The 26,133-nt window shown below is 38.8% G+C and carries 19 protein-coding genes; 18 read left to right on the forward strand and 1 reads right to left on the reverse strand.

The genetic code is table 11. From position 1 onward, the window contains the following. Window positions 1–19: 19 nt before the first annotated feature. The 18 genes from ABWU87_RS01125 to ABWU87_RS01210 all read left to right on the forward strand — a co-directional run bounded on the left by ABWU87_RS01125 (window position 20) and on the right by ABWU87_RS01210 (window position 24,366). Window positions 20–1,126: a DegT/DnrJ/EryC1/StrS family aminotransferase gene (locus ABWU87_RS01125; RefSeq protein ID WP_353332472.1), complete on the forward strand. Its 1,107-nt coding sequence runs from the start codon at window positions 20–22 to the stop codon at window positions 1,124–1,126. Window positions 1,127–1,339: 213 nt separating this feature from the next. Beyond that, window positions 1,340–2,827: an O-antigen translocase gene (locus tag ABWU87_RS01130; protein WP_353332474.1), complete on the forward strand. Its 1,488-nt coding sequence runs from the start codon at window positions 1,340–1,342 to the stop codon at window positions 2,825–2,827. Between the two features lie 5 nt (window positions 2,828–2,832). Beyond that, the gene (locus tag ABWU87_RS01135; RefSeq protein ID WP_353332476.1) at window positions 2,833–4,329 is read left to right on the forward strand and encodes a hypothetical protein; all 1,497 of its coding nucleotides are present in this window, start codon (window positions 2,833–2,835) and stop codon (window positions 4,327–4,329) included. A 472-nt stretch (window positions 4,330–4,801) separates the two neighbouring features. Then, window positions 4,802–5,566, forward strand: a complete 765-nt coding sequence (locus tag ABWU87_RS01140) for a hypothetical protein (RefSeq protein ID WP_353332478.1) — start codon at window positions 4,802–4,804, stop codon at window positions 5,564–5,566. Window positions 5,567–5,739: 173 nt separating this feature from the next. After that, on the forward strand, window positions 5,740–6,684 hold the full coding sequence (locus ABWU87_RS01145; RefSeq protein WP_353332480.1) for a glycosyltransferase family 2 protein: 945 nt from the start codon (window positions 5,740–5,742) through the stop codon (window positions 6,682–6,684). Window positions 6,685–6,806: 122 nt separating this feature from the next. Then, the gene (locus ABWU87_RS01150) at window positions 6,807–7,751 is read left to right on the forward strand and encodes a hypothetical protein (protein WP_353332482.1); all 945 of its coding nucleotides are present in this window, start codon (window positions 6,807–6,809) and stop codon (window positions 7,749–7,751) included. Between the two features lie 163 nt (window positions 7,752–7,914). Next, window positions 7,915–8,931: a glycosyltransferase family 2 protein gene (locus tag ABWU87_RS01155; RefSeq protein WP_353332484.1), complete on the forward strand. Its 1,017-nt coding sequence runs from the start codon at window positions 7,915–7,917 to the stop codon at window positions 8,929–8,931. A 25-nt stretch (window positions 8,932–8,956) separates the two neighbouring features. Continuing rightward, window positions 8,957–10,177, forward strand: coding sequence for a DegT/DnrJ/EryC1/StrS family aminotransferase (locus ABWU87_RS01160; protein WP_353332486.1), 1,221 nt, complete (start codon window positions 8,957–8,959; stop codon window positions 10,175–10,177). 69 nt (window positions 10,178–10,246) lie between these two features. Beyond that, window positions 10,247–11,008: a sugar transferase gene (locus ABWU87_RS01165; protein ID WP_353332488.1), complete on the forward strand. Its 762-nt coding sequence runs from the start codon at window positions 10,247–10,249 to the stop codon at window positions 11,006–11,008. A 6-nt stretch (window positions 11,009–11,014) separates the two neighbouring features. Then, window positions 11,015–12,223, forward strand: coding sequence for a polysaccharide biosynthesis protein (locus ABWU87_RS01170; protein WP_353332490.1), 1,209 nt, complete (start codon window positions 11,015–11,017; stop codon window positions 12,221–12,223). A gap of 298 nt (window positions 12,224–12,521) precedes the next feature. After that, entirely contained in the window at window positions 12,522–13,208 is a 687-nt protein-coding gene (locus ABWU87_RS01175) for an MIP family channel protein (protein WP_353332492.1), read from the forward strand. A gap of 310 nt (window positions 13,209–13,518) precedes the next feature. Further along, window positions 13,519–14,784 (forward strand): hypothetical protein, encoded by a 1,266-nt coding sequence (locus ABWU87_RS01180; protein WP_353332494.1) that lies wholly within the window; start codon window positions 13,519–13,521, stop codon window positions 14,782–14,784. 17 nt (window positions 14,785–14,801) lie between these two features. Continuing rightward, complete coding sequence (locus ABWU87_RS01185) at window positions 14,802–15,239, forward strand: hypothetical protein (RefSeq protein ID WP_353332496.1); 438 nt, start codon at window positions 14,802–14,804, stop codon at window positions 15,237–15,239. A gap of 2 nt (window positions 15,240–15,241) precedes the next feature. Then, complete coding sequence (locus ABWU87_RS01190; protein WP_353332498.1) at window positions 15,242–16,702, forward strand: hypothetical protein; 1,461 nt, start codon at window positions 15,242–15,244, stop codon at window positions 16,700–16,702. Window positions 16,703–16,711: 9 nt separating this feature from the next. Then, complete coding sequence (locus ABWU87_RS01195) at window positions 16,712–20,245, forward strand: hypothetical protein (RefSeq protein WP_353332500.1); 3,534 nt, start codon at window positions 16,712–16,714, stop codon at window positions 20,243–20,245. 4 nt (window positions 20,246–20,249) lie between these two features. Then, on the forward strand, window positions 20,250–21,614 hold the full coding sequence (locus tag ABWU87_RS01200; protein WP_353332502.1) for a hypothetical protein: 1,365 nt from the start codon (window positions 20,250–20,252) through the stop codon (window positions 21,612–21,614). Between the two features lie 12 nt (window positions 21,615–21,626). Then, the gene (locus ABWU87_RS01205; RefSeq protein ID WP_353332504.1) at window positions 21,627–22,274 is read left to right on the forward strand and encodes a hypothetical protein; all 648 of its coding nucleotides are present in this window, start codon (window positions 21,627–21,629) and stop codon (window positions 22,272–22,274) included. A 610-nt stretch (window positions 22,275–22,884) separates the two neighbouring features. Then, a complete protein-coding gene (locus tag ABWU87_RS01210) occupies window positions 22,885–24,366 on the forward strand; it encodes a catalase (RefSeq protein WP_353332506.1) in 1,482 nt (493 codons plus the stop codon). A 108-nt stretch (window positions 24,367–24,474) separates the two neighbouring features. On the opposite strand, the gene ABWU87_RS01215 is transcribed toward ABWU87_RS01210, so the two are convergent. Next, entirely contained in the window at window positions 24,475–26,115 is a 1,641-nt protein-coding gene (locus tag ABWU87_RS01215; protein WP_353332508.1) for a RagB/SusD family nutrient uptake outer membrane protein, read from the reverse strand. Window positions 26,116–26,133 lie beyond the last annotated feature (18 nt).

Raw genomic sequence — 26,133 nt, forward strand, 5'->3', positions numbered from 1 at the left:
TCGTAAATTATAGAATAATATGATAAAATTTCTGGATTTAGAGAAAATAACCGCTCAATATTCAGATGAAATACATGATGCGGTAAAGAGGGTCGTGGATTCTGGTTTGTATCTGCAGGGTAGAGAGAATGAAGCTTTTGAATCAAATTATTCCGCTTATATTGGGACAAAGTATACTATCGGTGTTGCAAATGGACTGGATGCATTGATCTGGATCTTTCGTGCTTATATAGAAATGGGGGTGATGAAGCCGGGAGACGAAATCATTGTTCCGGCTAATACGTTCATTGCTTCAATTCTGGCCATTTCCGAAAACGGATTGGTGCCGGTATTGGTAGAACCCAACATTATTACATATCAGATAGACGAAGACCTTATAGAAGCAGCCATAACGCCAAAAACAAGAGGTATATTGATTGTTCATCTTTATGGGCAATGTGCATATACCGACAAGATCGGTGTGATATGCAGGAAACATTCGTTGAAACTTGTAGAAGACAATGCACAATCGCATGGATGTAAGTTCAAGGGCCGAAAAACAGGATCCTTAGGTGATGCGGCAGGTCATAGTTTTTACCCTGGCAAGATTCTCGGAGCTCTAGGCGATGCAGGGGCTGTCACCACTGATGATAAAGAGCTGGCGGAGGTGATCAGAGCTCTTGCAAACTATGGATCTATTAAGAAATACGTATTCAGATATACAGGAAGAAATAGCCGATTGGATGAAATACAGGCTGCTGTTTTGAATGTGAAGTTGAAGTACTTGGACAAAGAGGTACAATTGCGAAAAGATGTGGCAGCATATTATATCGATAATATTAAGAACAAACAGGTAATTCTTCCACAAGTTGACAATTGGGAGGCTCATGTTTTCCATCTTTTTACGGTCCGTTGTGAAAAAAGAGATGAACTGCAAAACTACCTCACCGAAAAAGGCATTCAAACAGTAATTCATTATCCCATTCCTCCTCATAAACAGGAGTGCTACAAAAAATGGAATAATTTCTCATTTTCAGTAACAGAAAAGATTCATCAGGAAGAATTGAGTTTGCCTATTAGTCCGGTAATGACAAAAGAAGAAATACAAGAAGTTGTGACAATTATTAACCAGATGAAACCATTGTAAATCAGATTGATGTTGTGATTAAAATCAAAATATTTTTAAACACTAATAAGTTAATCACAGTATGGTAATATTGTGATATAATAATTATCTCTGATAGTTGGGGCATACTGTATTATCTTATATTTCTGGCAATAAGACAGACAACTGTTATAATAAGTGATTTATAGAGGTGTTGGTGAAGTTTGTTTGGTTGTAATATTTATATGAAAGAATATGTCTGATGAGCTGGATAAAAAATCGTACAAACAAAGTTTGAAAGCGACATCCCTGTTTGGTGGAGTACAAATATACAATATTGTGATAGGCATTGTACGTTCCAAGTTTGTTGCTATTTTTTTGGGACCTGCAGGGATGGGGATAACAGGACTGCTTTCATCAACCACGGGAATAATAAATGCTTTGACCAATATGGGACTATCAACAAGTGCGGTCAGAGACATTTCTGTTGCTAACAAGGGGGGAGATATAGAACGAATTTCAAAAGTTGTTCGTGTATTTCGAACTCTAGTATGGGCAACGGGTTTGATTGGCACTCTCATCTGTCTTGCTTTATCTCCTCTGTTGAGCCATATTACGTTTGGAAATTACGATTATACAGTAGCTTTTATTATTCTTTCTGTTACTTTGCTGTTTACTCAACTTACGTCCGGACAAAACACATTGCTTCAAGGAATGCAGCAATATGCTTTCATGGCAAAATCTAACGTGATAGGGAGTACGATCGGTTTGTTTATAACAGTTCCTTTGTATTATTTCTGGAGAGTTGATGCGATAGTTCCTGTATTAGTAATTACAAGTGTAGTTTCACTGTCCTTGTCTTATTACTTCTCCAGAAAAGTTAAAATAAGGAGAGTCCACATTGAGAAAAAAGATCTTTTTGTTGAAGGCCGTATAATGATACGGATGGGCTTTTTTATAGGAATACAGGGAATCTTGTCACTGATTGCCGCTTACGGGATAAGGATATTTATCAGACATTTTGGAGGTGTGGCAGATGTAGGTTTGTATTCTGCTGGATTTACAATCGTAAATACATATGTAGGACTGATCTTTTCTGCAATGGCAACTGATTATTACCCACGTCTCTCAGCGCTTAGTGCTGACGAAATTGGTTTTAGAAAAGCAATTAACCAGCAAATGGAAATCTCTCTCTTGTTGTCGGCTCCTGTTGTCGCTTCATTTATTATTTTCATTAAGCCAGTAATTACATTGTTGTATTCGTCCAAATTTATTCCAATTGAAGGTATGATCTACTGGGCTATTTTTGCTACATTTTTTAAAGCAACCAGTTGGTCATTAGGATTTTCTTTTCTTGCAAAAGGTGATACTAAAGCTTTCATGTGGAACGAACTTTGTTCTACAATTTACACCTTATTTCTAAATCTGACATGTTATTATTGGATGGGACTTACAGGGCTTGGACTTTCTCTGTTTGCATCATATCTAATCTATTTTATTCAGGTACTTGTCATATGTGGACGACGTTATGGTTTCAACGTTAATGGGAAAGTTTACAGGATTTTTATCCCTCAGTTTCTGATTTCTTGTGTGTGCATATTGTTGGTTTTAATTTCGCCTATGATAATCAGATATATTGTTGGAGGACTTCTGGTTCTTATTTCCTTTTTACACTCTTACCGCGAATTGGATAGAAGAATTGAAATCGGGAAATTAATAAAATACAAACTGTTTAAAAGATGACGATTATGAATCTTACCAGGAAAGATATAACCAGTGCATATAATAAAATAAAAAGAATAGCACGGAAAAGTTTCGATAAGAAAAAATACAATGACTCTTTAGCGAAAATATCAATTGCAGCAAAGTTGGCTTATTATATAAATTTTATTTATACAGATGTTGAATTGGAGAATATGTTGAACGATATTTCAAAAAATATTATTCCAAAACCAGCAGATTTTATTTCCGTGGAAAACCGTTATGTTTTTGTTGATTCATTCGGAAATTCAAAAGTGCTGGCACTGCAATATCTTAAGGCGTTAATTTCATGGGACGTTGAAATTCTTTATATTCTTGAATCTTACAGTAAAATTGAAGAATCCAAAGAAATCAGGGAGTTGCTTAACACCTATTCCCGTGGAACGATTTTGGTTGTCGATCCTGAATTGGAAACAGCGGAAAAAATTAAATTAATATTTAATAGGATCAGTGATTACAAACCGTTTAAAATTTTATTGCATATTACCCCCTGGGATGTAATAGCCACAACCGTTATGTATGCTTTTAATAACGTGACGAGATATCAGATAAACATGACAGATCATGCCTTTTGGCTTGGAAGTGGTTGCATTGATTATACAATTGAATTCAGGAGTTATGGTTGCACAGTATCCTTAGAAAAGAGAAATATTGATAAAAATCACATTCTGGTTCAGCCTTTTTATCCAATTATTAAAAATGATGTTTTTCAGGGGTTTCCAGTAGAATTAAATAAAGACAATGTAATTATTTTTTCTGGAGGAACTTATTATAAAATATTCGGAGAGAATGATCTGTTCTTTTTGATTTTAAAAAGAATTCTTGAAGAAAACCCGTCTGCAGTTATTTTGTTTGCCGGAATGGGAAACGGACGCAACCGATTGGAAAATTTCATCTCATCAAATAGACTGGAAAAGCGGATGATGTTATTGGGTGAACGGAAAGATATAAATGAAGTCTTTAGAAATTGCGATATATATTTAAATACTTATCCGTTTGGAGGAGGGTTGATGTCTCAATATGCTGCATATAATGCCAAACCAATTCTGGCACTAACTAAAGCCAATGCATTTAATAATGATCTGGAGGATATTGTTTTCTCTAACTCAGATAAAAAACAGCAGATTTGTTTTACAAATGTTGAGGATTTATTGCAAGAGACAAAGAGACTGGTCAATGATAGGGAATACAGAGTATATAAAGGACAGCAATTAAAAGAAGGTATTATTTCTCCGGAACAATTCTCAAGCAATTTATACCGATTAATGGATACAGGCGTAAATTTATTCCCTATAGAGAAAAAATCAATAAACTTTATGGCTTTTCAGGATTGGTATCTCGATATTCATAACAAATATTCAAATAAGATAGGATATGTTATCTATGTCAATTTCCGGATGTTGGCTTTCTTGTATTTTCCCAAAATAAGCTTCAAATATTTCCCCAGTCTGTTAAAATTGATAAGAAATAAGATAGGCATATGACATCTATTTGTTATATCAAGCATTGACGAATATGAAAAGAGTGGTAAATATATTAGCAAGACTGCTGCCTAGATATAACTTTATCAGTTATGTCTATGGATTTTCCATGTTTCTATTGTTGATGCCCTATTTTACCTGGGAGCATAGGAAATTACTGAAATTGTTCATCTTACCACTTCTCTTTGTTATTGGAATGTTGAATCGGAGAAAAGTAGAAAAATTGGATTTGTTTATAATCCCCATATTTTCTTTGTTCCTTATATATATAGAACTACCCATTCAACAATCTTTGAGCTTTCTTTTAACACAGTCACTCTTGGTGTTCTTCATCGTTGACAGAAATAAATTGGTTGAATATTTTGAATGTTTTAAACTGTTTTTTACTATATCTCTTTTTCTTTCTTTGATTACCTATTTCTTGGTCATTTTTTCCGTTCCACTAAATTATAACTTGATAGACCCCTTAAATCCTTTGAAAACAGTTCTTTATCAACAATATACATTTCTGGTTTTTCCTGACACTCTTTTAGATAATTTAATCCCTAGATTTTGTGGGTTATTTGATGAACCCGGAGTAGTAGGAACCGTTGCGGGTATTATCCTTTTTGCTGAACGGTGTAATTTAAAGAAACTGAAAAATATTATTTTATTTATTGCAGGGATCTTTTCTTTCTCTCTCTTTTTTTTCATATTGGTCTTTGTTTCATTGTTGATTTTTCATAAGAAAAAAGTTGTATTTATTTTTTTGTCGTTATTTACCTTGTTTTTTGTTTTGACAAAAGAAGATCCTGTGCTTGATAAATATATTTGGGAAAGGATGGAGATGGAGGATGGTAAACTGAAAGGAGATGACAGGAGTGAAAAAGGATTAGATGAATATTTTGAAAGGTTTATTCATTCCGATAATTTTTTGTGGGGAACTGGGAAAATATCTTATGCGGCTTCTGCCTCATATAAGCAATTTGTAATTCGATACGGGTTGATTTTTTCTATCTCTGTTTTGATATTTTTTGTAGTCCTGACTGCCCAGATCAATAAAAATATAAAAGGGATTTTCGTGTCTCTCTTGCTGTTTCTGTTTTTAATGTATCAGCGCCCTTTTATTTTCGATCCGGCCTATCTCTATCTGATGATCTGTGCTTTTAATATAATAAAGCGATCGTTGAATGAAAGGCATGCTATTGCTAAAACAAGAAAAAGAAAGATATACACATTCGGTTATTTGAGATTAACATAGCCGTGCAAATATCAAAACCCTTTTTACATGAGAGTTATAAATGGAATGTAATGCAGGTATGGACTGTTGGTTCTACAGTCCATTGACAAGCCAGATCTGGTTAAATGAGCGTCTTTTGTCTGATTAGTATCCGAAAAATTACTTATTGTCCTTTAAACCTTAAATAATTGCAGATGAATGCCCCACTTTTTGATGTGTCTGTCATTATTGTGAATTATAAAACTGCAGAGCTTACCGTGCAGTGTATAAATTCTATATATGAAAACACTGAAGATATTTCATTTGAAATAATTGTCGTGGACAATGCCTCTGATGACGGTTCGGTAAGTATTGTCAAGTCAAAATTCTCGGAGGTCGTTGTAATTGAAAATAAGGTGAATCTTGGTTTTGGAAAAGCGAACAATGTAGGAATAGATATCGCAAAAGGAAGAAACATCTTTTTCTTGAATTCAGATACATACCTCATAAATAATGCGCTTAAAATTTTATCAGATTTCTTGGATTCTCATCCGGAAGTGGGGGCATGTGGAGGTAACTTGTATAATGCAAATATGCAACCGGTTTATTCTTATTCAAGGGTTTTTCCGAATTGCTTCAGCATGCTGAATGATCTATTTCTGGGAATTCCATTCAAGCTATTATACGGGAAAAATGAACATTTTAATTACACCGGAAAATTAATGGAGGTAAAATCAATTTCGGGTGCTGATTTGATGATACCTGCAAGGATTATAAATAAGACAGGCTGTTTTGATCCAAACTATTTTATGTACTGTGAAGAGACTGATCTTCAATGCCGGATATCACAAGCCAGCTACAAAATTATAAGTATGCCAGAAGCAGAAATTGTTCATTTAGAAAGTGCGTCTTATCGTCATAATCTCACAAAAATGGCTCATATATTATCGTCTAGAAGATATTTTATTCTTAAAAATTATTCAAGGCTCAATTACTATATCTCAAATTTCCTGTTTTTTATAATTGCAATATTGGCTTCGTTGAAGAATGTCCTGAAGGTTGATTTTGCAGCAGCAAAAGAGAATTATCGAGTTGTGAAATTGTTCTCCGGCTTGATTTTTCCTTCATTGATGAATCATAAAAAACAGAACACAGATTAATGTTTTAATTTATTTTGGCCTGTTTATTCCTTAGATGAATTGCATACATTGTTTTCCATATTGAAAATATCCTTTTTCTCAAATATTCATAATGCAATAAGTAAAAAATAAATTCAATTATTATGGTAGATTTTTTTGATTACATATATACTTCCATACAAAACCGCAATAAGACTCTTACTAGAATCAGAGTATATTCATTTTTGCGTTTTGTTGTAAGAGTAAGTGCAAATGTAATTATTCCCATTTATTTTTCACTTACTAAAAATAATAAGAACTATTCCATTCGGATACCGGATAAAAACAGTGGACGTGTTATTGTATCCTTGACTTCTTTCCCCCAGAGAATTAATAGAATATGGCTGGTGATTGAGTCTATTTTGAGACAATCGAGGAAACCTGATAAGATAATTCTCTGGCTTTCTAAAGAGCAATTTCCGTCATTCAATTCGTTACCTGCGAAGTTATTGAAACAAATTAATCGTGGGCTTGAAATAAGATTAGTTGAGGGAGATCTACGCTCGCATAAAAAGTATTTTTATGCCATTCAGGAATTTCCTGATGATTATATAATTACCGTTGACGACGATGCTTTTTATCATTCCAGATTATTATCTTTTCTCTTTGATCTAAATAATGAATATCCAACAACGATTTGTTGCAATAGTGCCAGAAATATCGCATCAGAAACTGGTGAATTGTTGCCTTATACACATTGGCAGATAGTTAAAACACAGCAAGAGCCTGGAACTGGTATTATCCCAATTGGACAGGGAGGCATTTTGTATCCTCCACATTCTCTGCATAATAATGTAATTGATGAAGCTGTTTTTAGGAAATATTGTTTTTTAGCTGATGATATCTGGCTGAATGTAATGGCCAGATTGAAAGGAACCAATGTTGCAAAAACATCGTATTATTCCGAGTATCTTCCTGTGTTAAACTCTAATGATATAACTCTAACATCTGTAAATGTGAATGAAGGGCTCAATGATATTCAATTGAAATCTGTGCGAGATTATTGTATTAAAGTTTTAGAAATTGATCCTTATAAAAGTAATATTTGAATAGAATTAATCAACTTTCTTTTTGCGCATCTTAAAACATGCAAACCAAAACAAGAGCTAATGTTTTCTGTAAATTGAAATAATAGAAAAGGCCTTTTTCGGTTTTGAAAGTTTCAGTTTTTTGAGATGTGTTATTTATGAACTAAAGAAGGAAAATCTTCATATGATAAAAGTTTCGATTATATGCCCTATTTATAATGAAGAAAAATACATTTCAAAATGTATTGATTCTATCTTACTTACAGACTATCCAAAAGAAGGTATGGAAGTTTTGTTTGTGGATGGCATGAGCAAAGACGGTACGCGTGGTATTATAAAAGAATACATTAAAAAATATCCTTTTATAAAGTTAATTGATAATCCTTTTAAGATTGTCCCTTATGCCATGAATAAAGGCATTAAGCATTCGATAGGTGAAGTGATTATCAGGATAGATGCACACTGTGTGTACCCTTCAAATTATGTTTCTTTACTGGTGAAATATCTTTATGAACTAAATGCAGATAATGTAGGAGGCGTTTGGCGGACTTTACCTTCAAGTAATAAAACTGTTTGTCGGGCAATTGCAGTAGCTTCCAGTCATAGGTTTGGTGTAGGTAATTCAAAACATAAAATCGGGACACAAAAAATAATCGAAACAGATACAGTGCCGTTCGGTTGTTACCGTCGTAATGTTTTTCATAAGATTGGGTTGTTTGATGAAGAACTTATCCGCAATCAGGATGATGAGTTCAACGGACGATTAATAAAAAACGGTGGAAAGATATTCTTGATTCCGCAAGTCAGAATTGATTATTTTGCTCGTGATACAATCAGAAAAATGTCAGAAATGTACTACCAGTATGGATTGTTTAAACCTTTGGTAGTAAAAAAAATAGGGTCTCCGACAACTCTCCGTCAATTATTCCCGGTTGTCTTTGTCTTGGGCTTAATTTTTGGCGCAATTCTCAGTTGTTTTTCAAAATTATTTTTAACCATTTATTCCTTTGTGATAGCTTTATATTTTGGAATAGCTATTATCTGTTCCATTATCAGTTCTATTAAATCGAAGGATTGGAGATTGACCCTGATCTTACCATTTGTTTTTTTTATTATACATTTGAGTTATGGCTACGGGTACTTGATTGGCATATTTAAAATCTTCTTCAAACAGAAATTTAGCGTTGAAATAAATAGATAGATTCATTTATAATAACTAATAAATTATGAAAATACCATTTTCCGTTCCTTTAATTGATGCCGACGTGATTGCTGAGATGCATGACACGCTTACTAATACACGTTGGCTTACAAGTGGCCCCAAAGTGAAAGCACTTGAAGATGAAATACAGAAGTTCATAGGTAATGATAACGCTCTTTGTGTAAACTCATGGACATCAGGAGCAATGCTTATACTCAGATGGTTTGGTGTTGGCCCAGGTGATGAAGTGATTGTTCCTGCATATACATATAGTGCCACGGCACTTTGTGCCATGAATATTGGTGCAAAGCCTGTTATGGTCGATGTGAATGAAGATTTTACTATAAATGCTGATAAGATCAAAGCGGCCATTACTCCTAAAACAAAAGCTGTTATACCAGTAGATTTAGGTGGCTATCCTTGTGATTATGACTCGATAAAGAAAGTGATAAATGCTCCCGAAATAAGGAGAATGTTTACTCCTGATAATGAGAGACAAAGAATGCTGGGACGTATTCTGATTCTTTCAGATGCCGCTCATTCTTTCGGAGCAACATATAATGGCATTCCAGCCGGAAAAGTATCTGATGCTACGGTGTTTTCATTTCATTCCGTAAAAAATATTACAACAGGAGAAGGTGGGGGTATTGTTCTCAACTTACCCGAACCATTTGACAATATTGAACAACTCAATTTCCTTAGAATATTTTCATTGAACGGGCAGAATAAGAGTGCTTTTGAGAAGAATCAAATCGGAAATTGGAGATACGATATCATCGATCAGGGGCTTAAGATTAATATGCCCGATTTATGTGCAACAATTGGTCTGGCACAAATAAGGAAATACAGAAATGAATTGTTGCCGGATAGAAAAAGGATTTATGATTTTTATGTAAAGGCATTATCTCAGTATGAATGGGCTATCATTCCTCCCTACAAAAATGGAGGAACAGAAAGTTCATATCATTTATTTCTGTTAAGGATTAAAGACTTTACAGAAGAACAACGAGATGAAATGATCAGGATTATAAGCAAAAATGAGGTTGGTGTAAATGTGCATTATATGCCAATGCCAATGCTATCATTGTTTAAATCAAAAGGGTATGTAATGTCTGATTATCCTGTTGCACATCATTTGTATAAGAATGAAATAACATTGCCTGTATATAACGGACTTACCGAAGAACAGCTGGATTTTGTTGTGAATGTGATAGTGGAAGCTTATATGACTGTTGCCGGTTCATAAACTGAACTTTTTTTTCTTACTCTTTGTTTTCTAATTAAAGTCCGATTATAAACTTTAATATCTTAGGTTATGTATTCTTGGGGAAAAAGGTTATTTGATATTTTGTTATCTACTGTTGCATTGCTTATTATATCACCACTTTTTATTATATGTATTCCGATACTAGCTTGCACAGGTGAGCATGAAATATGGTATTTGCAAAAAAGAGTAGGTTATAAAAACAAGATTTTTAAAATCTGGAAATTTGCGACAATGGTTAAAGGCTCTTCTAAGATGGGAACCGGAAGTCTTACCTTGCGCAATGATCCACGTGTTTTACCTTTTGGGCGTTTGCTAAGGAAAACTAAAATAAATGAGCTTCCTCAGATTTTTAATGTTTTAACTGGTTCAATGAGTATGGTTGGACCTCGTCCGCAAATGGAGGTCGATTTCTGCTGTTATCCCGAATCTGTTCAACAGATTATATATAATATGAAACCTGGCATCACAGGTATTGGTTCAATAATTTTCCGTGATGAGGAAAAATATCTTTCCGCGCAAGGAATAAACCCAAAGGAAGTTTATTCAGAACAAATTGCCCCATATAAAGGTGCTCTTGAAATCTGGTATCAGAATAATGCCTCCTTATGGTTAGATGCCAAACTTGTTTTTTTAACTGCTTGGGTAATTATTTTCCCTGATAGTAATTTGCCACATAAATGGTTTAGTAATTTACCTCCTAAACCTGATTGGATGTGTATTTCACATTCAAAGACATCTTACTCAAATCAGTTAGATGATTTATCTTTTAATTCTCAATTAGTTAAGAGTAATAAGACTGAAAAAATATAGATCGCAATGATTGATATTAATCGCTTTATTGAGAGGAACGTCATATTTCGCAATGAAAGCATGTTCCTGAAAGATATAGAAGCAAACAAAGAGAGACTTCGTGAGGAAATAGAAGGACGAAGCATACTGGTAATAGGAGGTGCCGGAACAATAGGCTCTTCATATATCAGAGCCGTGCTTGACTTTAAACCTGCCAAACTGACTGTAGTAGATATATCAGAAAACGGTCTGGCTGAATTGTCGAGAGATTTGCATAGCTCCTTTGGAACGTATATTCCAAAGCAGTTGATGATGTATCCCGTTAATTATGCCGATCCAGTATTCAAGAAGATGTTTCGTCGTGAACATGGATTCGATATTGTTGCAAATTTCTCGGCTCATAAGCATGTTCGTAGTGAAAAAGACGAGTATTCGGTTCAGGCGTTACTGGAGAATAATGTGCTTCATGCTTGCAAGCTGATGAAATTGCTCACGGAAATTCCTCCCCGTAAGTTCTTCTGTGTTTCAACCGACAAGGCTGCCAATCCGGTTAATCTGATGGGAGGGAGCAAGAAGATCATGGAAGATATGATTATGACCTTCTCGAATCAGTTCAATATTACAACAGCCCGTTTCGCAAACGTAGCATTTTCGAACGGTTCGCTTTTGGCTGGTTTCCTTGAACGGGTGATGAAGCGGCAACCCTTAAGCGCCCCGGCTGATGTGCGTCGTTATTTTGTCTCCCCGGAAGAGAGCGGGCAAATCTGTATGTTGGCTTGCATGTTGGGCAACTCGGGTGAGATTTATTTCCCGAAACTGGGAAGAGATCAGGTTTTGACTTTTTCTGAGATAGCCACCAGCTTTTTGAGGGATTTAGGTCTCAATGCGTACGAATGTGCTTCGGAAGAAGAGGCACGCAGAATGGCACATGAAATGAAAGAGGGCGATCTGGATTATCCGGTATATTATTCAAATTCGGACACAACGGGTGAAAAACCTTATGAGGAGTTTTATACAAAAGAAGATGTGATATCATTGGATGATTATGTTTCGTTAGGAGTAGTGAAGAATGGCCATCGTCGTAGATTGAAAGAAACAGAAGAGCTTTTTGCTACATTAAATGCCGCATTTGCTTCACCTAATACCAAGAAGAGCGAGATAATAAATATCGTGAAGAAGTTTCTTGTTAAATTTGATCATGTAGAAAAAGGAAAGAATCTGGACTCGAAGATGTAACTTGAAAAACTAGACAGATGATTAAGTTCGAAATGAATGAAACCAAGATGAATTTTATTCCGTTTTTTATTATGAATTATGACTGTTTTAATAAAAAACGGCTTATTAGTCGAATATCTAAAATTTATTCGTCAATAGAGTCATTAATAGCTCTTTGTATATGCACTGAAAAATCTCGCAATCAAATTGGATTAGAGCAAAATAAACTTTTTTTTAAATAAGTTGTTTCTTAAAAAGATATCTTTCTGTTGCGAGTGTAGTCGGGTTATTAGGTTAGTTAACTAAAAATAGAAAGTCGATGAAAAAGTATTTTGCAGAAATGGTAGGTACAATGGTACTGGTGCTGATGGGATGCGGTAGCGCGGTAATAGCTGGTGGGGCTGCTGGAGCTGTAGGAACTGGAGTTGGAACATTGGGTGTCGCTTTGGCCTTTGGCTTGTCTGTCATTGTTATGGTTTATACCATTGGAAGCATATCCGGCTGTCATATCAATCCGGCAATTACGCTGGGTATATATCTTACTGGCAGAATGAATGGGAAGGATGCTGCAATGTATATGATTTTTCAGGTGATTGGGGCGTTATTGGGTTCTACGGTACTTTATTTTATTGCTACTGGCATGGGTATACCTGGTAATATTGCAGGCGCAAACTCTTATGCTGAAAGTACTTCGGAAGTTTCCGCTTTCCTTGCCGAAGCGTTCTTTACATTTATTTTTGTGTTGGTAGTACTGGGTTCTACAAGCTCAAAGGCTCCTTCTGGATTTGCGGGACTGGCAATCGGTTTGGCTTTAGTATTGATTCATATCGTCTGTATTCCTATAACAGGGACATCTGTAAATCCTGCCAGAAGTATAGCACCTGCTCTTTTCTCACAAGGGGCGGCTTTATCTCAACTGTGGCTATTCATAGTAGCTCCATTTGTAGGAGCGGCATGCTCAGCACTTGTGTGGAAATATTTTGAAGATGAAGAATCTGTAAATTAAAGAATATTGTTCCTATGAGAAACCCAAAAAGCTGTTGATGAATCTTCAGCTTTTTTTGTATCTGAGGTTTGAGAAAATGAGTGTCAGATATTAGTTGAGAAATAGTTTTTTATTAACTTATCCTGGGACGTAATACGTAGATTATCATCGTTCTTATAGTTGCAAAATAGATGTTTTAAAAAAAGATTGAATATACTTGAATTTAGTGGATTAAAAACTTGTGTAGTATCTATTTATTTATATATTTGTGACTGTTATACTTTGTACTTAAATCGAATAGCTCAATTATTCACATAAGAATATGGCTAGTATGAAAAAGATATTATCTGTTTGTATGGTTCTAACCTTCCTTTTGGGTTGTGGAAACAAGAATATCAACCCGGACCATTACACCTCTTTCGACAATAACGGGGCTTTGAAAGAGATTCCTTCCCCCGAACAGAGCCTTAAAGTGAATCACATCAAATGTTTTATTGAGAGCTCCGGCAGCATGAGCGGTTTTTTCCAGACCAACAAGAGCACCGATTTCAAAGTTGATGTATGGGCGGCACTAAATGAATTTAATGATAAGATCGATTCCGTATTTCTTTTCAAGGATGCTTCGGAACCGGTTTCCAAAATGGCATTGGCCGACTTCAGACGGGATATGAATGCCGGAAACTTCAAATTTGCAGGTTCAACGCACATCCCGCAAATGTTGAAGCAGGTCATTCAATCCCTCGGAAAGAATGATGTCGGTGTTTTTATTTCAGACATGAAATACTCGCCCATGGGCAGTCAGGCCGATGTGTTGCTCACCCAGTATGCCACCGACATCAAGAATGTTCTTCAAGATACACCGTATGCATTCTCAATCATCGGACTTACTTCTGCCTATATCAGCGGGAAGGGGAAGGTTATAGATAATAGCCCTTACTACATCATACTGATAGGCAACGATTTGTCGGTTTGCAAAACAAAGCAGAAGATTCTGCAGAGCATCAATAAGAAGAATCTTATGGGTGAACTCTCTTTTTACAGGAGGGAGTTTACCGTTCCTACGTACACGTTGTTGCCCAACAAGGGAATGACAAACGGAGTTACTTACGAATCGGCCAATAATCTGTTTTACACAATTGGGGATATCGGCAAGAAGTCGCCGGTTACATTCTATCTGGCAGCCGACTTCAGTAAGTTGCCTTACCATCTTGTTTCAAATGGAAAGATTCTGATGCAGCAGCTGGTGGTCAAGGCCGAAAAAGGGAGAGCCGCCATTGAGGAGGTAACAGACAGTGCCTCGTTTGATTTTGGAAACGGGAACCGCGAGCCGGCCGAAAAGGTGCATGCTACTCATTTTATTAAAATCAGGGTTTCGGATGTTCTCGATGGAACAACACAGCTAACCCTGTATGTAAACAGGAACGAACCCTCGTGGTACACCTCCGTATGTGGAGCAAAGAGTGAGGCTGAATATGACAAAACCAGCAGCTTTGAACAGCTCCTTACGGGAATCAAGGGGGCCTATAATGCCGACAGGCAGAGTAAGTATTACTACGACAAGCCTTTTGTCGTTTTAATTTCGGAGGGTAAAAGATAAACTTTAAAATATAAGCTATGTACGATTTCTTCTTGGAACTATTAATAGGGAGGTGGTCTGATTTTATCAACAGCTTCTCACCCGATGAAGTAGATATGGAAGCGGCAAAGAGAGTGCAGGTCCTGTTTCAGAACCAGTATGTTTTTGCAGGAACGGTTATGCTGCTGTTGGCGGCTTTGACGTGGGCGCTCTATTACCTCTGGCTGAACAGCCTCCCGGGGAGATTTTATAAAAGTAAATATTGGGTGTTTTCCTGTGCATGTTGTTCCCTTTTGACCGGTATTGCAACCTTTTTCCTGATTAAGTTCAATGTAAATATCAACATCCCTTACAATCACTATTTAATTGGGATTGTCCTGGTCAATTGTTTGTACAGCATAGTTGCCTACTTTATCCTCTCGGTATTATTCAATGGCTTTACGAATGCAAAAACAACCCCGTTTAAATTATTCTGAATATGAGTACATTTCTGTTTTGTATCGGTGGAACCGGCCTCAGGGTTATGAAATCGCTGACAATGCTTCTGGCATCGGGGTATAAGGCTTGTAATGAAAACGGCGAGGATGAGGATATTATACCTGTATTGATCGATCCGCACAAATCGCTGGACGAGTTCACACACTGCAAAAAGATACTGGATAATTACTGCGAGATAAGAAGCATGATGACCAAGGGTGCCCTGCCGGGTGATAACTTTTTCCATACCCGTCTGGTTTCATTGGAAAATTTGGGATTGAACGATGAGGCTAATCCGAATTTCGATTACGATCTGCGGCTGGACTGTAGTTTTGGCGAATTTATCCAAAAAGGGAAATTACCAACCGATTCTGTTAATCAGGATCTTATCAATTTGCTCTATTCAGAATCAAATATTAACCGCTCGCTGGCTGTCGGGTTTAAGGGAAGTCCGAATGTAGGATGTGTGGTGCTGAATAACTTTAATGACCAAAACTGGTTTCAGCAATTCACAGCCAAGTTTGGTCAGAGGGACAGAGTATTTATTGTAGCTTCTGTTTTCGGTGGAACCGGTGCCAGTGGATTCCCTTTGCTGGTCAAGAAAATCCGTTCGTGCGGGAATACCTATCTGCAGAATGCCACTATCGGGGCAATAGCTGTGATGCCTTATTTTGAACTTACTCCTCCCAAAAAAGAGGACCCCAACAACGATATCAACTCCAGCTGCTTTATTACCAAAACAAAAGCTGCATTGAGTTACTACGACAAGGAGCTGAAGGTTGACAGTCTCTACTATATTGCGGACGACAAGCAACAGAAACCATACGCAAATGACGAGGAGCAACAGCAGAACGGCACTCATTTCATCGAGTTCATTTCGGCCACCTCTGTGCTTCATTTCATTAAAACTACACCCGCGGAACAGGCAAAGAGACCAGCCGACAGAAAGACAGAATATTACAGCATCTGCATAGACAAGAATGCCGAAGTTCTGAACTGGGACAATATCGGTCTGGCGCATCAGGAGTTGATTTATTCACTTTTAAACTATTACACGTTCATTTCGGTGAATAAATTGATTAGAAGCGAAAGAGATTTTCCGTTGAGGCTGACTTCCGGATTCAACGATACGTTTTATGACAGCGGATTCTTCCAACTGCTTGAAAAGTTTAATAAGGAGTATTATCTGTGGCTTAAAGAGCTAAGTGAGAACGACCGGGCATTTGCTCCCTTCCGGTTGGGAGAAAACAACCGACTGGACGACTTCCCTCTAGTAGGGCACGAATTTACCAATACGAAAAAGTGCTTGTGGAAGAAGATTCCGTACGGACTGTCGTACTACCTGCACGAGTTGATTCTTCTTGAGAAAAACTACGATAAGCTCAACATAGACAATGTGTACGAAAAATACACGAAGATGATGTACGAAGCAATTGATAACATGAACAGGTTTGTCAAATAGAACGGCTGTATGAAAGAACTGAATATATGCGCAACCGGTGCCTCCAAGAATGAATGGAGCCCGTGCGGACCGATTAATCAGGGAATGATTGCCGGTAAGGTGAAAGATAAAAGTACAAAAGACGGAAAGGCGCTCAATGCTGTGCCTTCTCCGTTGGCACGTCTTTATGTGGTGAATGATGCATTTTCTATGCTGACCTATGATTTGCTGAACAAGACAGACAACTGTGGCGAATGCTACAAATTCATAGTGTCTGATTGCCTGGATGCATTGGAGATTCTCTTCAATCTGCGCTATCATGAAGAGAAAAAGGAGGAGGTAAGAGTGCGCATCTGGAACAAGCAAAAGGGAATTCAGGAGTTCAGAAAGGTTGATTCGAACCATTTTGCCGATTCACTGGAGAATTACATGAACGACCGCTCATTTGCAGAAACAAACGACGTTGTCCTGATAAAGTATAAGAACCAGATTCTGGCCGGTTCGTCTCCCTTTACCTTCATGTTTACCACTCCCAATCTCGATAAGTATGAGGACCATAGTTTTATGAACCCTTCTTATCAGGAGCATTTTGACTTGATAAATCCCAATACCAAGAAGAGATATTTTACAACCATCCGTTTGTTTGAGGAGAGGGAGTTGTTGTTTCAGAAATATGTGCTCGACATTGTTGAAAGGTGCACGTCCCCTCACATAGAGAATTTCAGGAATTACATAAAGTTCTGGGCACAACGCATAAACCTGGGTGCCATTGATTCCGTTCAGACAAGGCCAATCCTGAGTGAGGAGAACAGTACGGTCTGCATCAACGGAGTGGAAATAGGCAAGAGCGTAGGCATCAATTCAATGAACTTCTTTACAGATCATCTTATTAAGGTACGGTATAAAATAGATGCGGATTGTTTTGTTTGCGGAGCCTATATCAATGATAAAGAGGAACGCAATTACGACTACCTGCTGCCGTTGCGTGTGGAAGCCCTCAATAGCGTTGACTATCAATTGCTGAAGGTGGAATATCAGGAGTCGGCCAAGGAGGTGAAGGTTGTTGTGACATTGCCGGGCGATAATAAACCGAAATCTCAGATATATAGAAAGCAGATAAGCGCCAGCGACAAGGAAGAGAAATATACCATCATTGCTCTGGAAGAGTATGTGGCCAATGTCAATCTCGGCATCTTCCCGTTTTTGCAGGTAGTTGATGCAAATGAAAATTCCACCACCGACAACGACTATTACAAGGTGATGCTGGCCATTGCCGACGCCAATAAAAAAATCCCGGTATCGGCCTACAACCTGACTTTCTTCAGGAAGGTGAACGAAAACTATCAGCCAATTCAGGAGGTGGAGAAGAACGATTCCATGCACATCTACTGCACACGATATGAAAGAAGGGCGATTGATGAAAATAGCGATTTGGGTTCTGTTTTCTATCAGGTAAACAATACCACCTTCTCCATAATCAAGTTGGCATTCCCCATCGATTTCGTCCACAAAGCGGAAGGACTGATTATCCCGAAGTGGAACAAAAAAAAGGTCGGGCCAAAAGAGTTTCATGTGGCAGTCGATTTCGGAACCACCAATACCTTTATTGCTTTTACCGGCGATAACGGCATCAAACCAAAACCCTTCCAGATTACCCCCGACGATAGGCAGGTGGTGATGCTCCATTCACCGGCTGACAATGAGGGGAACGAAAAGAAAATAACCTCCTTGTACGAGGAGTTCTTCGGGTTTGACGAATCTGCCTTGGATATTCAGGCTTCTGAGTTTATTCCATCGGTCATTATGAGCAAAGCGGGCGAGAAATACAGTTTCCCTATCCGTACGGCTCTGTGTGAGAAGAACAATGAGAGCGGCGAACTGAAGTTGCTTGACAACTGCAACCTATCGTTTACTTACGAGAAAAGGGAAATTCGCAAAGAGCAGGCCATTGTGACCAACATCAAATGGAGTGAAGAGGAGAAGGATAAGGAGAGGACAGCGCTCTTTATCAATGAACTGCTGCGGATGATAAAATATAAGATAGTGCTGAACGGAGGAAATCCGGAGCTGACGAAGATGACTTGGTTTAACCCTTTGAGCTTCTCGCAAACCACAAAAGAGAACTACAAACAGATGTGGAAGAGGAACTACACGGCTCTTTTCGGCGAGAAGGCGCAGCTTATTAACGTAACCGAATCCGAGGCGCCTTATTACTATTATAAGAACTACGGAAAACTGGAGAATAACGATTGTGTACTGACGGTGGATATTGGCGGCGGCTCTACCGATTTCATGATATTTAAAAATGAAATGCCGGTAAGGGGAACCTCCGTGAATTTTGCCTGTAACGATTTGTGGCGAAACGGATACAACAGTTTCTCCAATGTGAAAGATAATGGCATTTACAAAAGCATTGAAAAGAAGATAACGGATAACTTCAAGCCGACCAACCTGAACGGACTGAACAGGCAGTATCTGGCAAGCGATAAGTACAGCTCGGCCGAGATTATCAATTTCTGGTTTGCCAACGATCATGCCTCCAAAATCAGCGACCAGCTCTCCAACGGGGTTTACAAAAAGATATTCCTGTTCCATCTTTCGGCTCTGATGTATCATGCCGCGCAGTTTATGAAAGATGCTGGCGAGGATTACCCCTCCTGCATCATCTTCAGCGGAAACGGAAGTAAGTACATCGACCTGCTGAGCCGCAACCAGAAGATTATCGGAGAATATTGCAGTTATATCTTCCATGCCGTATTTGGTGAAAAAGAACGGAAAATACAGATTATTCTTCCCGAAACCGACAGGAAGGAATCCACCTGTTACGGAGGACTTTACAAAGATAACCAGGTAAGGCTGTCCAATTCTCTTTTCCTGGGGTGTCGGCTCGATTACACCGACAAGTATAATTTCCATACCTACAAGGAGGTGCGTGGTGAGAAGCGCGACGAGCTGAAGAACAGCGTGATTGAGAATGTGAAATCGTTTATTCAGCTCTATTGCAAGATGTTTGTTGAGTTGCATTTGGGAAGAGAGTTTAATGAAAACATTAACCTCAAGGCATTCGAAGGAATACTGATGAGCAAGGTGGAAGGATTCTACAATAATGGGTTCTCCAAATATACTAAAGTGCAGGCCGATGATGCAGAGCTTTCTGAAACCCTGTTCTTCTATCCGGTTGTGGGACTGATTGATTTTATCACCCGGTTTACCAAGGAAGACCTTGATATTTTTATCAATAAAGAGGTGTACTATGCCAAGAATATGGATGGAGACGGGTTCTTCTATCACAAGAACTTGTCGAAAGAGCAGCGTCTCGATTCTATTTACAGAATTATGGTGGAGGCCGAAAAGCCTACTGTGGCCTCTCTTTCACTGATTACCAATGAGAGCAACTCCTCTAAAATGATTCCTAATGTGGAAAACTGGATTAAGCCCTTCTTGGAATTTGATGAGTATCCTACATCGGATTGTACTGTCGTTAAGGAGGTTGAACCGGCACGTCTGCATCTGAAGGATAACAAGTGGGAAGTGCAGGCAAAAGGAAGAGTCATATTTAAGTAAGGCTATGAATATAAGTCTGATCATAATAATAATTGTTGTTGTAATCTGGGTTCAGCTCGCTTTCTTTCTAAAGACCCTAGTTGGAATTAAAGCGTTGAAGCTTCTCTACCCGAGTGTGAGTATTCTGGGTATAAAAGTCGAACACGGAACCCAGGTAATCAGTGTGCATGGAAAGGTTTCGCGAGAATTCGCTTCGATTGTCGATTCTACCAACTCTTACCTGAAAGAGAACCTGGGCGCGGTAGACTTTCACATCATACAGAACCTGTCGGAGCAGGTGGCTTCATCCAAGGAGAGTGAAGCCGCTTCAGGAATCTCCACGCCGCTGTACATTGGTTTGATGGGAACCTTCATGGGGGTAGGAGTGGGACTGTTCACCCTCAATGTGATGGGGATTTTCAGCGAAGAGGGAATCAACAGTTTTCTTTGGGGAGTTGTTATAGCCATGGTCGCCAGTTTCCTGGGGATGCTTTTGTCAACGGTTGCCCATTACAGGCTATCCACGGCAATCAAGCACAAGGATATGCGGAAGAGCCGCTACTACTCGTTTGTGCAGACAAAGCTGCTGCCTGGTATGGGGAGCAACATCATTGACGCCTTGGGAAGGTTGAAGGGTACACTCGACAATTTCAATACCGTATTCTCCGGTAATATCGGCAATATAAACAGCACCGTGGTCAACCTGGCGCAAAACCTGCAGACCATTGCCGACGGAATCGGCACTCAGAAGGAGATTCTCAATGAACTGTACAGCAGCAAATATCAGAGTCTCATCAAAATGAATATGAATGCCTTTGAACGGGTTGAGAAGTTGCTGCCTGCAATGGACGATTTTATACACAAGCAGAAGATGCTGAACGAGATGATGACAAACAGTGCAGAGTTTGTTGCAACAATGCATCGGCTGCTCGACAGGGTGTTGACCTTTGAAAAGAGCATCAACGAGCTGGGAGAATCAATAGGCGAAAGCCAGCTTTTGGGTAACCGCCAACTAACTTTGGTGCAAAAACACCTAGAAGACCTGGATCAGAAACAGGCTTTGGTAGAGAAATACACGAATCAAAGCAATGAAGTGGTGGAAGAATACCTGAAAGCAAACGTGAAGAATGTACGTTCGCTGGTGGCGGAATTTGAGATAGCTCTGAGAAATGCTTTTGAAATTACCAGTGTTGATAGTCCGTTTCAGAAACTCGCTGATTTGGAAACGATATCCCGGGAAGTGAAGCAGCTAAGCGAGATACAGGCTGCCGGCAAACAGCGGGAGGAGGAACTGATGAATCTGCTTGTGTCGATTCGGAATGAGATAAGATCGATTAGGCAGGGCAATCTGTACACCGGTGATCTGCCTGAAGGGGATGCCGAAAACTAAGATTACGCAGCTATGAAAACGAAAGATCTCTTCTGGCCTGGATTTGTTGGACTACTTACCTGCATGTTTGTAGTCATGCTAGTGATGTTTTGCCTGAGCTTCAAGGTTTACAGCGGTAAGACAGCGACCATCGTGAATCAGAACTCCCGATTGATGGCGGTTGAAAAAGAGTATCTCCGGGGAAAGAGGATAAACGGTGCCGTTGAGGCTTTAAGGAAAGACACCATTTTTGATTATTTGCCATCCGGAAATAGGTTTATTATCAGGCCGCTGAAGTCAAAAGAGCTTTTCGAAAGAAACGAAGCAACCCTGAAAACCGAATATCTAAAAGAACTGGTGAATGCCGGTCATGCCCTTCAGAACTTTCTTCAGCGGCAGCATTCAAAATACGTAGAGATTCCATTTTTGCTGATTATTGAGGGGAATGTGGATGAGAACTATGATAATTCTCTTACGAAAGAGAAAAATGCATGGAGTCAGCTCTCTTACCAACGCGGATTGGCGGTATATCAACTGTGGAATAATGCTGGAATCGACTTTCAGAAATATGGCGTCGAACTTCTTATTGCTGGAAAAGCTACCGGTTCCGTAATGTCTAGTGAAGAGAAGGGGCATGTATTCTTTTCAATCCGTCTGCTTCCTAAAATAACGATAGAATAAGCGTCCTGTTTTAAAGTATCTCAATAAACCATAATCGCGTCCTGCGAGCGGAACAAACCGCAGCCCTCAAAAATCTTCCGCCTAGAAATAAAAATCTCCCGCCTAAGAATTTAAATCTTCCGCCTGGAAATAAAAATCATACGCCTAAGAATAAATATCTGTCGGCATGTTTTGCAAGCACTTCTCGATTGTACGATTATTTATGTGGAACCCACACACTAAAAACAAATTTTCAGCATGCCTACCATCTGTCAAATTTATTCGCAGTTGTTACAAGAAAATACAGCCTGTTCATTGTTTTTATGGATGTAATCGTCACACAATCAACGGTTAAACAGATTTTAACTCGATTTTGACCGACGAAATGAAAATTCTTCGCTATGTTTTCTGTCTTACTATTTTATTTTTAGAGTTAATTCAATGATAATTAGCTGTGTAACTTTTAGTTTCACCCCCCTATATATACAAAAATAAGAGATGATTTTCCGCGCATTCCTATTGGAGTGTAAATGCTCATTGCAGGCAGGCTGGAATGTGAACCTTACTTCACAGCAGTTTGTTATAAAATAGCAATTGTGTATTCTTAAAAAAATGATGGAGGTTATTATATATGGAAGGAAAAAATAAGCTTACTACAGAATCGGGTGCACCGGTTGGTGACAATCAGAATATTCAGACGGCCGGTCCGCACGGACCAGCATTGATGCAAAATGCCTGGTACATGGAGAAACTTGCCCACTTCAATCGTGAGCGAATTCCTGAAAGAGTGGTTCATGCCAAAGGCTCCGGCGCTTTTGGTTCTTTGACTATTACGGGCGATATTACCAAATACACGAAAGCTTCCATCTTTTCCAGAATAGGAAAAAGAACCGAACTCTTTATTCGTTTTTCTACTGTGGCGGGCGAACGCGGAGCTGCCGATACGGAAAGAGACGTTCGTGGTTTTGCCATCAAATTCTATACCGAAGAAGGGAACTGGGACCTGGTTGGAAATAATACTCCTGTGTTTTTTCTTCGTGATCCGTTAAAGTTCCCTGATTTTATCCATACCCAGAAAAGAGACCCGAAAACCAATCTGCGCAGCAGTACCGCCGCTTGGGATTTCTGGAGTCTTTCTCCCGAATCGCTTCATCAGGTGATGATTCTGATGAGCGACCGTGGCATTCCGCTCAATCTTCGTCAGATGCATGGATTCGGTAGTCATACCTTCAGCTTTTATAATAAACATAATGAACGGTTCTGGGTGAAATTCCACTTTAAATCCATGCAGGGAATTGTTAATCTAACCAATGAGGAAGCTGCCAAGATTGTAGCTCAGGACAGAGAATATTCGCAGCGGGATTTATACAACCATATTGCTGCAGGAGATTTTCCGCGCTGGAAGATGTGCGTACAGATTATGACCGAAGCCGAAGCTAAGACATATCGCTTTAATCCGTTCGACTTGACCAAGGTGTGGAGCCAGAAGGATTATCCGCTGATTGAGGTAGGCATTGTTGAACTGAATAAAAATCCCGAAAATTATTTTGCAACAGTGGAACAGGCAGCTTTCAATCCCGCCAATGTGGTTCCCGGAATAGGATATTCTCCCGATAAAATGTTGCAGGGACGACTCTTTGCCTATGCCGATGCACAGCGATACCGGTTGGGAGTAAATGCAGGTAGTCTGCCCGTTAATGCTCCGCGGTGTCCGTTCCACAATTATCATCATGACGGAGCTATGCGGTTTGACGATAACCACGGTGGTGATGTAAACTATGAACCCAGTAGTTTTGAGGGTCCGAAGGAACATAAAGAGTATATCGAACCCGGATTGCCGATCGAAGGCGAAGCGTACAATTACAATCACCGCGAAGACAAAGATTACTATACTCAACCTGGCGATTTGTATCGTTTGGTTCCAACCGAAGAGAAAATGCGCATACATAAAAATGTGGCGGCATCTATGGACGGGGTTCCCGAATTCATAAAGATTCGTGCTATTGCTCGTTTTTACCAAGCCGATGAGAATTGCGGGAAAGGCATAGCAGATGAGTTGGGTATTGATTTGGATTTGATTCTTCGTGAAGTTGAAAAACAGAAAATGGAATAATATGGATAGGAGAATAAGAAAAGACTGCCGGTATAACCAGCAGTCTTTTCTTTTATACACCTTAGCGGGTGGATGTCTTCTATATTATAACATAATTATAGCGGCTCATTAATAACCCTTAGCAGTTTGTGCGGCTTTCAGATTTGGGTTTCCGTCAACTGCCTTCTGAGGATAAGGAAGTCTGTTGAATTTGTTATCCCAAATTCTTGCTTGTACCAGACCACCGTCTACAGCATAAGTGTTTTTCATTACACTACTTGAAATTCCCCAACGACGTGTGTCTCCCCAACGGAAACCTTCACCTGCAAGTTCTATACGGCGTTCGTTACGAATCACTTCTCTAAGAAGCTCTTTTGTGTTAACTGTATTTCTGTTAATAACAGGCATTCCAACTCTTGAACGGATCAAGTCTAACGCGTCATATACTGCTGGGCTAGGACCGGCTGCTTCGTTTTGCGCTTCAGCATACATTAGCAGGATTTCAGCATAACGGATAACCGGGAAGTTTTGAGGAGCGTTCCATTCTTGAAGTGGAACAGTTGGGTCTGTCATTTTACGGAAATTATAGCCTGTTTTAGAGATGTTGCTACCTCCCTTATTCCATACAAATGTACCGTTGTCCATTAATCTGTTCCAGATTGATCCCGGGAACATGATAGAAGCGTATAGACGAGTATCTCTGTTTTTGAACTCGTTCAGGAAACTATCACTGTATTGTCCGTTAGCATATGCTGCCTGACGTTCTTCGGTAGTTGGAGCAGTGAAGCTCTTTCCGTCGCGGGTCCAGTAAGCGTTAACCAATTCTTGGGTTGGAGTGATAGAACTCCATCCTCCTCCTACGTTATCTGAGAAGAAAATTGTGTTAATACCACTCGAAAAATCTGTATCACTCTTATATTCCACCTCTAGAATTACTTCGTCATTTCCCTGATTGTCATTCCAGAAAAGTTTTTCATAACTGCTTAATCCTTTGTAGAAAGCTGCTTTATCATCATCATTTGCAAAAGTTACGAATTTTGAATATTCATCTTTTAAGTCATCGCTTGTAGCGTCAGCTGTAAAGAGTGAATAATTCTTCAGATTCATAATTTCCTGAGATGTTGCTGCTGCTCCTGCCCAGTTCTGATAATAAAGTTGAACTCTTGCCTTAATTGCTAATGCTGCTGCTTTCGAAATACGGCTTTTTATTGTAGCAGGCTGTGGAAGATTCGGGATTGCTTCATCCAGCTCCTTGATCACGTATTTAATCACGTCTGCTTCGGGTGTTGGCACTACTTTTGCGTCATCAGCAGTTTGAATAGATTTTGTAAATACAGGTACTGCCCCAAATTTATTAGCCAAATGGAAGTAAGTGAAAGCCTTTAATACTTTTACCTCTGCCTTGTATTGATTAGCTTCCTCTTTAGAAATAGGAGCTTTGTCCACATTGTCGAGGAAGTAGTTGAAACGTCGGATACCCTCATAATTATATCCGTCATTCATATCTGTATTGATATTTCCTGCAGAAACATTTACGGCATTGCTTTCCCATGAATATTGGCAATACGCGTTATCTGCGTATCCATCATAATAGGCATCATACACACTTGCATCCAGATATGCATAGCATCCGTTAAGAGCCAGATTTACATCATTTTCAGTTTTCCAGAAATTTTCACTTGAAATCAGGTCTTGAGGAAACTTATCTAATTCGCAGCTTCCTAAACCAGTTGCAAGAGCAAAAGCGAATATTATATGTTTTAATTTCATTTTATTTCTTATTTATAT

It is taken from the genome of Bacteroides sedimenti, assembly GCF_040365225.1.
GTDB classification, from domain to species: Bacteria; Bacteroidota; Bacteroidia; order Bacteroidales; family Bacteroidaceae; genus Bacteroides; species Bacteroides sedimenti.